The 12,461-nt window shown below is 62.6% G+C and carries 9 protein-coding genes; 5 read left to right on the top strand and 4 right to left on the bottom strand.

What is annotated here, in order from left to right; all coding sequences use genetic code 11:
* Positions 1-3: 3 nt before the first annotated feature.
* Positions 4-216, top strand: a complete 213-nt coding sequence (locus tag M8014_RS16565) for an MbtH family protein (RefSeq protein WP_271283491.1) — start codon at positions 4-6, stop codon at positions 214-216.
* Positions 213-4,082 (top strand): enterobactin non-ribosomal peptide synthetase EntF, encoded by a 3,870-nt coding sequence (entF, locus tag M8014_RS16570; protein ID WP_271283492.1) that lies wholly within the window; start codon positions 213-215, stop codon positions 4,080-4,082. The genes M8014_RS16565 and entF overlap by 4 nt, the downstream gene beginning before the upstream one ends.
* A gap of 281 nt (positions 4,083-4,363) precedes the next feature.
* On the opposite strand, the gene fepC is transcribed toward entF, so the two are convergent.
* From fepC to fepD, 3 genes are read right to left on the bottom strand one after another with little or no spacing between them, the layout of a single operon-like run.
* Entirely contained in the window at positions 4,364-5,164 is an 801-nt protein-coding gene (gene fepC, locus M8014_RS16575; RefSeq protein ID WP_271283493.1) for an iron-enterobactin ABC transporter ATP-binding protein, read from the bottom strand.
* Complete coding sequence (gene fepG, locus M8014_RS16580) at positions 5,161-6,153, bottom strand: iron-enterobactin ABC transporter permease (RefSeq protein ID WP_271283494.1); 993 nt, start codon at positions 6,151-6,153, stop codon at positions 5,161-5,163. Before fepG ends, fepC begins: the two co-directional genes overlap by 4 nt.
* The gene (gene fepD / locus M8014_RS16585) at positions 6,150-7,154 is read right to left on the bottom strand and encodes a Fe(3+)-siderophore ABC transporter permease (protein ID WP_271265870.1); all 1,005 of its coding nucleotides are present in this window, start codon (positions 7,152-7,154) and stop codon (positions 6,150-6,152) included. The genes fepG and fepD overlap by 4 nt, the downstream gene beginning before the upstream one ends.
* Positions 7,155-7,265: 111 nt before the next feature.
* On the opposite strand from fepD, the gene entS reads away from it, so the two are divergent.
* On the top strand, positions 7,266-8,501 hold the full coding sequence (entS, locus tag M8014_RS16590; RefSeq protein ID WP_271283495.1) for an enterobactin transporter EntS: 1,236 nt from the start codon (positions 7,266-7,268) through the stop codon (positions 8,499-8,501).
* 15 nt (positions 8,502-8,516) lie between these two features.
* Here the strand turns inward: entS and fepB are convergent, their stop codons facing one another.
* The gene (gene fepB, locus M8014_RS16595; protein ID WP_271283496.1) at positions 8,517-9,476 is read right to left on the bottom strand and encodes a Fe2+-enterobactin ABC transporter substrate-binding protein; all 960 of its coding nucleotides are present in this window, start codon (positions 9,474-9,476) and stop codon (positions 8,517-8,519) included.
* A gap of 187 nt (positions 9,477-9,663) precedes the next feature.
* On the opposite strand from fepB, the gene entC reads away from it, so the two are divergent.
* A complete protein-coding gene (gene entC, locus M8014_RS16600) occupies positions 9,664-10,839 on the top strand; it encodes an isochorismate synthase EntC (protein ID WP_271283497.1) in 1,176 nt (391 codons plus the stop codon).
* 9 nt (positions 10,840-10,848) lie between these two features.
* The gene (gene entE / locus M8014_RS16605; RefSeq protein WP_271283498.1) at positions 10,849-12,459 is read left to right on the top strand and encodes a (2,3-dihydroxybenzoyl)adenylate synthase EntE; all 1,611 of its coding nucleotides are present in this window, start codon (positions 10,849-10,851) and stop codon (positions 12,457-12,459) included.
* Positions 12,460-12,461: the final 2 nt, after the last annotated feature.

The following is a 12,461-nucleotide window of genomic DNA, read 5'->3' on the forward strand; positions in this document are numbered from 1 at the left end:
GGTATGGAATTCAGTAACCCCTTCGACGATCCGCAGGGTTTGTTCGCCATTGTGCAAAACGGTCAGCAGCAGTACAGCCTGTGGCCGCAGCAGTGCGCCTTGCCCGACGGCTGGCGCGTGGTGTGCGAGCCGCAGTCGCAGGAGGCGTGTCAGCAGTGGCTTGTCGCCCACTGGCAAACCCTTATCCCGGCCCATTTTGCACAGGTGAAATCATGAGCGCACAACATCCTCTCGTTGCCGCCCAGCCGGGGATCTGGATGGCGGAACAGCTTTCCGACCTGCCCAATGCCTGGAGTGTGGCGCATTACGTCGAGCTGAACGGCCCGCTTGACGCCCCACTGCTGGCGAAAGCGGTGGTGGCGGGCATGATGCAGGCCGATACCCTGCGCACCCGTTTTGCCGAAGATAACGGCGAAATCTGGCAGTGGGTGGACGACGCGTTCCAACTGCCGGAGCCGCAGATTGTCGATCTGCGTGCCGACGCCGATCCGCACAGTGCCGCGCTGGCGACAATGCACGCCGATCTGAATCAGAATCTGCGCGTCGACAGCGGGCAGCCGCTGGCCTTCCATCTGCTGATTCAGGTGGCGGATAACCGCTGGTACTGGTATCAGCGCTATCATCATTTAGTGGTGGATGGCTTCAGTTTCCCGGCCATTACCCGCCAGATCGTGGCTATTTACCGCGCCTGGTCGCAAGGCGAAACCATGCCAGCGTCCCCGTTTACCCCGTTTGCCGAAGTGGTGGAAGAGTATCAGCGCTACCGCGACAGCGAGGCCTATACCCGCGATGGCGCATTCTGGGCTGAGCAGCGCAAACATCTGCCGCCGCCGGTGTCGCTCTCCAGCGCACCGTTGCCGGGACGCGCGGCCACCACTGACATTCTGCGCCTGAAGCTGACTGCTGACCGCCGCGCATTCAGCAAGCTGACCCATGCCAGCCAGACCCAGCCAACCGATCTGGCCCTGGCGCTGGTGGCCCTGTGGCTCGCCCGTCTGACCGGGCGCATGGATTATGCTGCCGGTTTTATCTTTATGCGCCGAATGGGTTCTGCGGCGCTGACCGCGACTGGCCCGGTGCTCAACGTGCTGCCGCTGGCCGTGAACATCAACCCGCAGGAAACCCTGCCGGAACTGGCCCAGCGGCTGGCCGGACAGATGAAAAAAATGCGTCGCCACCAGCGTTACGACGCCGAGCAGATCGTTCGCGACAGCGGGGGATCTGCCCGGGATGAAGCGCTGTTTGGCCCGGTATTTAACGTCAAAGTGTTCGATTACCAGTTGGATCTCGACGGCGTACAGGCGGTGACGCATACCCTGGCGACCGGTCCGGTGAATGATCTCGAAATGGCGCTATTCCCGGATGAACAGGGCGGGCTGAGCATTGAGATCCTCGCCAACAAACAGCGTTACGATGAAGCCGCTCTGGTGCGCCATGTCGAACGCCTGCATGCCCTGCTGGCCCAGTTTGCCGCCAACAGCGACCTGCGCTGCGGCGAGGCGGAAACCCTCTCTGATGACGAGTATCGCCTGCTGGAGAACATCAACCAGACTGCGGTCCCGCTGCCGCTGACCACCCTGAGCACGCTGGTAGCGGAGCAGGCTGCGAAAACCCCGGACGCCCCGGCGCTGGCTGATGCCCAGTACAACCTGACCTATCGCCAGATGCGCGAGCAGGTAGTGGCTCTGGCGACGCTCCTGCGTGCACGCGGCGTCAAACCCGGCGACAGCGTGGCGGTGGCGCTGCCGCGTTCGGTGTTCCTGACCCTGGCGCTGCATGCCATCGTCGAGGCGGGGGCCGCGTGGCTGCCGCTGGACACCGGGTATCCCGACGACCGCCTGCAGATGATGCTCGAGGATGCGAAGCCGTCGCTGCTGATCGCCACCGACGACCAGCTCCCGCGCTTCAGCCATCTTCCGCTGGCCAGCTTTAGTTACAACACACTATTACCTGTGCTGGGTAGCGAACCGCTGCACCTGAGCACGCCGGAACAGACCGCCTATATCATCTTTACCTCTGGCTCCACTGGCCGCCCGAAAGGGGTGATGGTCGGACAAACCGCTATCGTCAACCGCCTGCTGTGGATGCAAAACCACTATCCGCTCACTGCACAGGATGTGGTGGCGCAAAAGACGCCGTGCAGTTTTGACGTGTCGGTGTGGGAGTTCTGGTGGCCGTTCATCGCCGGTGCGAAGCTGGTGATGGCCGAGCCGGAGGCGCACCGCGATCCGCTGGCGATGCAGGCATTCTTTGCGCAGTACGGCGTGACCACCACTCACTTTGTGCCATCGATGCTGGCGGCGTTTGTCGCCTCGCTGACACCGGAAAATGCGGCCTGCTGCGCCAGCCTGAAACAAGTGTTCTGCAGCGGCGAAGCCCTGCCGACCGGGCTGTGTCGCGAGTGGGAACAGCTCACCCAGGTGGCGCTACATAATTTGTATGGCCCGACCGAAGCGGCGGTGGACGTCAGCTGGTATCCGGCATATGGCCCGGAACTGGCCGCCGTCGAGGGCAACAGCGTGCCGATTGGTTTCCCGGTGTGGAACACCGGCCTGCGCATTCTGGACGCAATGATGCGCCCGGTGCCATTCGGTGTGGCGGGCGATCTGTATCTCACCGGCATTCAGCTGGCGCAGGGCTATCTTGGCCGCCCGGACCTGACCGCCAGTCGCTTTATTGCCGATCCGTTTGCCCCCGGCGAGCGCATGTACCGCACGGGCGATGTGGCCCGCTGGCTGGACAACGGCGCGGTAGAGTATTTAGGTCGCAGCGACGATCAGCTTAAAATTCGTGGTCAGCGCATTGAGCTGGGCGAAATCGACCGGACGATGCTGGCCCTGCCGGACGTGGCGCAGGCGGTGACCCATGCCTGCGTGATTAACCAGGCGACAGCCACCGGCGGCGATGCCCGCCAGCTTGTGGGCTACCTCGTCTCTGAGTCTGGCCTGCCGCTGGATCGCGACGCGCTGCTGGCGGAAATGAAAACCCAGCTGCCGCCGCATATGGTGCCGGTGGTGCTGCTGCAACTCAGCGACCTGCCGCTCAGCGCCAACGGTAAGCTGGATCGCAAGGCGCTGCCGCTGCCGGAACTGACCGTAAAAACCCCAGGACGCGCGCCGGAAAGCGAAGCGGAACACGCAATTGCGGCGGCGTTTTCCACGCTGCTTGGTTGTGAGATCAACGATATCGAGGCCGATTTCTTCGCCCTCGGCGGTCACTCGCTGCTGGCAATGCGTCTTGCCGCCAGCCTGAGCCGCCACTTTGCCCGCCAGGTCACGCCCGGTCAGGTAATGGTGGCGTCGACGGTGGGCAAACTGAGCGCCTTACTGGCATCAGGGATGAGCGACGAGCAGGCCCAGCGCCTGGGTTACGAGAACATTCTGCCGCTGCGCGAAGGTGATGGCCCAACGCTGTTCTGCTTCCACCCGGCTTCCGGTTTTGCCTGGCAGTTCAGCGTGCTGGCCCGCTATCTCAGCCCGCGCTGGTCGATTACGGGCATTCAGTCACCGCGACCAACGGGCCCGATGCAGCAGTGCGCCACGCTGGATGCGGTGATCGATGAGCATCTGGCGACGCTCTTAGCTCAGCAGCCGCAGGGGCCGTATTATCTGTTTGGCTACTCGCTTGGCGGGACGCTGGCACAGGGCATTGCCGCGCGTCTGCGCGAACAGGGTGAAGCGGTGGCCTTCCTCGGCCTGCTGGATACCTGGCCGCCGGAGACGCAAAACTGGAGCGAAAAAGAGGCCAACGGACTCGATCCGGCAGTTCTGGCTGAGATTGAACGTGAGCGACAGGCGTTTATTGCCGCCCAGCAGGGGCAGACCTCCAGCGAGCTGTTCACGGCAATTGAAGGCAACTACGCCGATGCAGTGCGTCTGCTGACCACGGCCCACAGTGCCAGGTTTGACGGCAAAGCCACGCTGTTTGTTGCCGAACGCACGCGAACGGTGGATCCTCAGGTCGCCTGGGCACCGTGGGTAGGGGAGCTGGAGGTGTACTGTCAGGATTGCGCCCACGTGGATATCATTTCCCCGCAGGCGTTTGAGACGATAGGGCCGGTGCTGAAGGGGATTCTGGGGTAGTTTCCCCTCACCCTAACCCTCTCCCCATAGGGGAGAGGGGATCGCACGGAGCGGTCTTTTCACCCTCGCCCCTTTGGGGAGAGGGGCTCGCACGGAGCCGTCTTTTCATCCTCGCCTCTTTGGGGAGAGGAGATCGCACGGAGCCGTCTTTTCATCCTGCCGCTTTGGGGAGAGGGGATCGCACGGAGCCGTCTTTTCATCCTGCCGCTTTGGGGAGAGAGGATCGCACGGAGCTGTCTTTTCACCCTCGCCCCTTTGGGGAGAGGGCCGGGGTGAGGGGATCAGACCGCACGTTTCCCCAGCGGTACCACCAGCGGCGTACCCGCCACCGGATCGTCAATAATCATGCAGCGCATCCCGTAGATCCGCTCGATCAGATCTGGGGTCACAATCTCTTTTGGCGCACCCTCGGCCACAATCTTACCCTCGCGCAGGGCAATCAGGTGGGTGGCATAGCGGCACGCCTGGTTGAGGTCATGCAGCACCGCTGCCAGCGTATATCCCTGGGTGCGATTCAGGTCGCTTAACAGCTCCAGCAGATCGATCTGATGACTGATGTCCAGCCAGGTGGTCGGCTCGTCCAACAGCATAATCGACGTTTCCTGCGCCAGCACCATCGCAATCCACGCGCGCTGGCGCTGTCCGCCGGACAGGGTATCGACGCTCTGCGCCGCCAGCGAGGTGATACCGGTGGCCTGCATCGCTTTGTTGACTGCCGCTTCATCTTCTTTGCGCCAGCGGGTAAACATCGGCTGGTGGGGATAACGTCCGCGTGCCACCAGCTCCTGCACGGTAATGTCCCCAGGCGTGGTGGCGTTTTGTGCCAGCAGCCCGACCCGTCGCGCTACCTCTTTACTGTTGAAGCGCTGGATCTGCTCCCCATCGAGAAACACGTTGCCGTGGATGGGCGTCATCAGGCGGCTCAGGGTACGTAGCAGCGTCGACTTGCCGCAGCCGTTGGGACCGATTATGGCGGTAAAGTGGCCGTCGGGTATCGCCACCTGCAGGTTCTCGGCCACGATTTTTTTGCCGTAGCCAAGGGTTAAATCGTCGCCGCGCAGGCGGGTTGCGGTGTGTGTCATTTCTTGCGGGACTCCTGAACAAGCAAGACGATAAGGTAGATCCCGCCAAGGCTGACCGTCACCACGCCCACCGGAAGTTGATAAGGCATAAACAGCTGCTGGGCGCAGAGATCGGCGGCCAGCAGCAGCAGTGACCCGCACAGCGCCGACTGGGTTAATCCCCAGCGGGCGGTGCCGCTCAGACGGCGGGCAATGTGCGGTGCCACCAGCGCGATAAAGGAGATCGGCCCGGCGATGGCGGTCGCGGCGGCGGTGAGGACGACCGCCACCAGCATCAGCATCAGCCGTGAACGCTCAACGCCGACGCCCAGCGCGCAGGCGCTGTCGTCGCCCATCTCCAGCAGGCGCAGGCGTTTCACCAGCAGCAGTGCGCAGACAAACATCAGCAGGATCAGCGGCGCGGCGGGCAGGGTTTTGGACCAGGTCAGGCCGTTGAGCGAGCCCGCGAACCACAGCCCGGCAGAGAGCGAGGTCTCAAGCGATGCCCGCAGCAGCAGCCAGGTATTAAATGCCATCAGCATCGCGCGCATCCCGATGCCGATAATAATCAGGCGGAAGGTTTCGATCCCGTTGCGCCAGGCAAGCGCCCAGACCACCAGCGAAGTCAGGATCCCGCCCGCCATCGCCGCCAGGGTGATGGCCGTCAGATGCTGACCAAACAGCACCATCGCCACCAGCACGCCGCTCCAGGCCCCGGTGTTAAAGCCCATGATGTCCGGGCTGCCGAGCGGGTTACGCATCAGCGACTGGAAAATCGCTCCGCTGATCCCCAGCGCAGCCCCCACCAGCAGGGCCATCATCACGCGCGGCAAGCGCCATTCGGTCACTACCAGGGTGATATTGCGCGGTGCGCTGCCGGTCAGGGCATTAAAGACCTGGCTGAAATCGAGCGTCACGGCGCCGCTTCGCAGGCTGATGATTGCCACGCCCAGGCTCACCAGCACCAGCAGCAGGCAGCTCCAGACTAAACGGCGGGAAGGGGCCATCACAGGGCACCTCCGCGCTTACGGCGTACCAGAAAAATCAGTACCGGGGCGCCGATAAAGGCGCTGACCACCGAGACGCGCAGCTCGCCGGGCACCAGCAGGCGGCCAATAATATCGGCAAACAGCAGCAGGGCAGGGGTGGCAAGCAGGGTCACCGGCAGGGACCAGCGGTGATCGGCTCCCACCAGCCAGCGGGCCATGTGCGGCATCATCAGGCCGATAAAGGCGATAGGGCCGACCACCGCCGTGGCGCTGCCGCACAGCACGGTGATGACCAGTAATCCGGTGAGCTGGGTGCGCGCGACCCGGCTGCCCAGCGCGGTGGCGGTGTCGCTGCCGAGACTCAGACTGTTGAGCGCCCGGCTTAACAGCAGCGCCACGGCGGCGGCAATCAGTACCGGTACGCTCACCACCTGCAGGGTTTGCAGGGTGCGGATATCCAGCGAGCCCGCCTGCCAGAAGCGCAGCTGGTCATAGACGTCCGGATTGAGCAGAGCGATGCCGTTGGAGAGGCCGTCGAGCACCGCGCCGAGCGCCACACCCGCCAGGGTCAGGCGCACCGGACTGAGCTGGCCGCCGCCCTGGCTGCCGGTAAAGGCCACCAGCAGCGAGGCGGCAAAGGCGCCACAGAGCGCCATCACCAGCTGCTCGCTGGGGGAGGAGAAACCAAACAGCGCCGCACCCACCACGATGGCGAAGCTGGCCCCCGCGTTGACGCCCAGAATACCGGGATCGGCCAGCGGGTTGCGGGTCAGGGTTTGCATCAGCGCCCCGGCAAGGCCCAGCGCCGCCCCGGCCAACAGTCCGGCAAGGGTTCGCGGCAGGCGGGCATCCCGCACGATGGTGCAGTCAGCGCTTTGACAGGTGGCAGAAAAGGCATCCACCACCACGGAAAGTGGCAGAGGTTTAGCGCCCACCAGCAGGCTGAGGGCGATCGCAAGAAGGAGCAGTAACAGTAAACCGGGCACGGCAAGGGCGCGTGGCGCGGAAGAGGAGTACGACATAGCAACGTCCATGATTTGATAATGATAGTAATTATCGTTATCTATCTTATTTGGCTATGTTAGCATGTGCCGCCATTGAATTGGTATAAAAGAAACCATTAAGGCTTTGTAATGACCCGACAATCCTGGCTGCTTAATCTGAGCCTGCTGAAGACCCACCCGGCGTTCCGCGCCGTCTTTATCGCCCGCTTTATCTCCATCCTTTCGCTTGGCCTGCTGGGCGTTGCCGTGCCGGTACAGATCCAGATGATGACCGGCTCCAGCTGGCTGGTGGGGCTTGCCGTTACCTTAACCGGCGGGGCGATGTTTGTCGGCCTGATGGTCGGTGGGGTGCTGGCGGATCGCTACGAGCGTAAGAAGCTGATCTTGCTGGCGCGTGGCACCTGCGGAGTGGGATTTGTCGGCTTGTGTCTGAACGCGATGCTGCCTGAGCCCTCATTAATTGCGATTTATGCCCTCGGCCTGTGGGACGGCTTTTTTGCCTCCCTTGGCGTGACGGCGCTGCTGGCGGCGACGCCTGCGCTGGTGGGGCGAGAAAATCTGATGCAGGCAGGCGCCATCACCATGCTGACCGTGCGTCTGGGGTCGGTTATCTCGCCTATGGTCGGCGGCCTGCTGCTGGGCACCGGCAATGTGGCCTGGAACTACGGCCTGGCTGCGGCGGGGACCTTTATCACCACCTTAACATTGCTGCGCCTGCCGCTGCTGCCGCCTCCGCCGCAGCCGCGCGAGCATCCGCTCAAATCCCTGCTGGCGGCGATCCGTTTTCTGTTCAACAGTCCGCTGATCGGCGGGATCGCCCTGCTGGGTGGCCTGCTGACGATGGCGAGCGCGGTGCGCGTTCTCTATCCGGCGCTGGCGCAGGAGTGGCAGATGAGCGTGTCGCAGATTGGATTCCTGTACGCCGCCATCCCGCTTGGCGCGGCGCTGGGGGCGTTGACCAGCGGCAACCTGGCGCAGAGTGCGCGGCCGGGGATGATTATGCTGCTGGCCACCTTTACCTCGTTTATTGCAATTGGGCTGTTCAGCCTGATGCCGGTATGGGCGCTGGGCGTGGTCTGTCTGGCGCTGTTTGGCTGGCTGAGCGCGGTGAGTTCCCTGTTGCAATACACCCTGATCCAGACCCAGACCCCGGAAGCGATGCTCGGGCGCATTAACGGGCTGTGGACCGCGCAGAACGTCACCGGCGATGCGATTGGCGCGGCGATCCTGGGCGGGCTGGGGGCGATGATGACCCCGGTGGCTTCGGCCAGCAGCAGCGGTTTTGTGCTGGCGATTGTCGGGGCGATGCTGGTGTGGGTTTTGGCGGAGTTACGTCGGTTCCGTCAGGAAGCTGCCCCGGTTTAATCCGGGGCAATACCCTTAGCCAAACAGGGTGTTAAGACGCTGCAACACTCGCATCGCGCTGAAATAATCCAGACGGAAGCTTTCGGTGCCCAGCGCCCAGACGCGCTTGTTTTGCACAGCGGGCAGGTGCGCCAGCAGCGGATTGGCGTAGATAGCGTCCACGTCTTTCTGATCCCCGGCAAACAGGAACAGCCCTTCGCCATTCAGCCCGGTGGCCAGGTTTTCGCCGCCCAGCTGAATAATGTCGTGACGCTTGCCCTGGCTTTGCGAGGCGTTCAGTCCGGCGGGTAGGGTGGCAAGGCTAAAGCCCAGCTGTTGCAGCAGTTTGCCCTGCGCGGATTCGGCGGTCCACAGGTTGGCGCTGTGCGCGGCGGCGGTATAGACGATGGCGTTCACCGGCTGCGGCGGCTGTTTAATCTTCTGCTTCACCTGTGCGAGCTGCTTATCGAATTCGGCGATACGCGCCGCGGCCTGGCTTTCTTGCCCGGTAAGGGTGCCCAGTTGGGTTAACAGCGCCTGCCAGCTTTTATCGTCGTAATTGATGATAAGCGTCGGGGCGATGGCCGAGAGCTGATCGTACAGCGCCACGGCTGAATCACCGCCGGTGGCGCTTATCAGGATCAGGTCCGGCATTTGCGCGGCCACCGCTTCAGCACTTGCTTCACCGATGTACAGACGCGTGAGCTGACGCTGTCTGGCGACGTCGCCCCACTGGCGCAGGAAGCCCTGATCGTCCGCCACCCGGTTATTTGGCGTGGTGGCTCCGCTGGCGACCACCGGCGCATCAATTGCCAGCAGCGAGCCGGTGAGGGTGACGCTGGTGGAGACAATCCGCGTCGGTTTGCTCTCGAGAGTATGGCTTCCGTGACTGTCAGTTACCTGGCGCGGCCAGTCGGCGGCAAGGGCTGAGGTTAATCCTGAAAGTAAAAGTCCGGTTAAAAGCAGGGTGTTACGACAAATGGCGGGCAGTTTCACTAAGGGACATCCTGTTTTCGTTGAGGTTAATGCTTCTCATTTTCATAAATGAGTCGGATGGATGCAAGCGATAGTCGCACAACTTGCACTGTCTGCGGTTGACAGCGCCGCGCGCTGGGATTAGGTTAGCGAGCGAAAATATAAATGATAATAATTCTTACTGCTTTTATCATTTCAGGAGGATGATATGGATACGTCACTGGCTGAGGATGTTCAGCACATCGCGACCACGCTGCAATCTGACAGCTTCTTTTTTATGTCGCCTTATCGCAGTTTTACCACGTCTGGCTGTTTTGCCCGCTTTTCTGCCCCGGCGGTGGACGGCGACTCACTGGCGAGCGCCTTCCAGCAGCAGCTGGCCCAGGCCTTTGCCGACGCTAAAGCTAACGGCATTGCCAACCCCGTCATGGTGGGGGCGATCCCGTTTGATACCCGCCAGCCGTCGTCGCTGTTTATTCCGCAGCAGTGGCAGAGTTTTGCCCGACCGGCGCGCCAGCAGTCTGCCCGCTACGCCAGCCAGTCGCAGTCGCTGACGGTAAAAACCCGCACGGAGATCCCGGCCCAGCTGGCGTTTGAGGATATGGTCGCCCGCGCCGCGGCGCTGACCGCCACTCCGCGCGTCAATAAAGTGGTGCTCTCGCGCCTGATTGATATTGCCACCGTTGAGAACATCGACAGCAGCGCCCTGCTGGAAAGGCTGATTGCCCAGAACCCGGCCAGCTTTAACTTCCACGTCCCGCTGGAAGATGGCGGCGTGCTGCTCGGTGCCAGCCCGGAGCTGCTGCTGCGCAAAGAGGGGGGGCATTTTAGCTCGCTGCCGCTGGCCGGTTCGGCCCGTCGTCAGCCAGATGACATGCTCGATCGCGAGGCGGGCAATAAGCTGCTGGCCTCGCAGAAAGATCGCCACGAACACGAGCTGGTGACCCAGGCGATGAACGCGGTGCTGACCCCGCGCAGCCATCAGCTGACCATGCCGTCCTCCCCGCAGCTGGTGAACACCCCGACCTTGTGGCACCTGGCAACCCCGGTGGAAGGCGAGGCGCGTGACGATGAAAATGCCCTGACGCTGGCCTGTCTGCTGCACCCGACCCCGGCGCTGAGCGGCTTCCCGCACCTGGCGGCGAAAGAACTGATTGCCGAGCTGGAGCCATTCGATCGCGAACTGTTTGGCGGCATTGTGGGCTGGTGCGACAGCGAAGGGAACGGCGAGTGGGTGGTGACGATCCGCTGCGCGCGCATTCACGCTAACAGCGTGCGCCTGTTTGCCGGCGCTGGCATCGTGCCTGCTTCTTCCCCGGTCGCCGAGTGGCGCGAAACCGGCGTCAAACTGTCCACCATGCTGAACGTTTTTGGCTTGCACTAAGGATTAACCATGACCCTTCCCTTTACCCGCTGGCCCGACGATTTAGCCCGACGCTACCGTGAAAAAGGCTACTGGCAGGATCTGCCCCTGACCGACATTCTGACCCGCCACGCCGACAGCGACGCGCGGGCGATAGTTGACGGCGAGCGCCACCTGAACTGGCGTCAGTTCCACCAGTCCGTCAACAATCTTGCCGCAGCTCTGCAGGCGCAGGGTGTGAAGCGTGGCGAAACCGCGCTGGTGCAGTTGGGCAACGTCGCCGAGTTTTACATCACCTTTTTTGCCCTGCTGCAGGTGGGCGTCGCGCCGGTCAATGCGCTCTTCAGCCATCAGCGCAGCGAGCTGAACGCCTACGCGTTGCAGATTGAACCCACGCTGCTGATTGCCGATCGCGCCCACGCCCTGTTTGCGGGCGATGAGTTTCTGAATACCTTTGTCAGTCAACACCGCTCTGTGCGCAGCGTGCTGCTGCGCGGCGATGCTGGCGAGTACGCGCTGGAAGCCGCCATTGCGCGCCCGTCAGAACATTTTGTCGCCACCCCAACGCCAGCTGATGAAGTGGCGTTTTTCCAGCTTTCCGGCGGCAGCACCGGTACGCCGAAGCTGATCCCGCGCACCCACAACGATTATTACTACAGCATCCTGCGCAGTAACGAGATCTGCGCCATTACCGCCGATACCCGTTATCTGAATGCGCTGCCTGCGGCACACAACTTTGCGATGAGCTCCCCCGGCTCGCTGGGGGTGTTTATGGCCGGTGGCTGCGTGGTACTGGCAAACGATCCCAGCGCCACGATCTGCTTCCCGCTGATTGAACAGCATCAGATCACCGTCACCTCGCTGGTGCCGCCTGCAGTGAGCCTGTGGCTGCAGGCCATCAACGAAGGAGCGGGTAACGCCCAACTGGCGTCGTTGCAGCTGCTGCAGGTGGGTGGGGCGCGACTCTCCGCGACCCTGGCAACGCGTATTCCGGCGGAGATCGGCTGCCAGCTCCAGCAGGTATTTGGCATGGCTGAAGGGCTGGTGAACTACACCGCACTGGATGATTCCCCGGAGCGTATCACCAACACCCAGGGCCGCCCGATGTGTCCGGACGATGAAGTCTGGGTGGCCGATGAACACGGTAATCCGCTGCCGCGCGGTGAGGTGGGCCGCCTGATGACGCGCGGGCCGTATACCTTCCGCGGCTATTACAAAAGCCCGGAGCACAACGCCAGCGCCTTTGATGAGAACGGCTTTTACTGTTCCGGGGATCTGATCGCCATCGACGAGCAGGGTTACATCACCGTGCAGGGGCGCGAGAAAGATCAGATCAACCGCGGCGGGGAAAAGATCGCCGCCGAAGAGATCGAAAACCTGCTCCTGCGCCATGAGACGGTGATCCACGCAGCCCTCGTCAGCATGGAAGACAGCCTGCTGGGCGAGAAGAGCTGCGCGTATCTGGTGGTGAAACAACCCCTGCGTGCAGTCGAGGTGCGCCGTTTCCTGCGCGAGCAGGGCGTGGCTGAATTCAAACTGCCGGATCGCGTGGAGTGCCTGGATGCACTGCCGCTGACGCCGGTGGGCAAAGTCGATAAAAAACAATTACGCCTGTGGCTGGCCGAACGGGCGCAGGGCTGAGG

Source organism: Silvania hatchlandensis, assembly GCF_025564065.1.
Classification (GTDB): Bacteria; Pseudomonadota; Gammaproteobacteria; order Enterobacterales; family Enterobacteriaceae; genus Enterobacter; species Enterobacter hatchlandensis.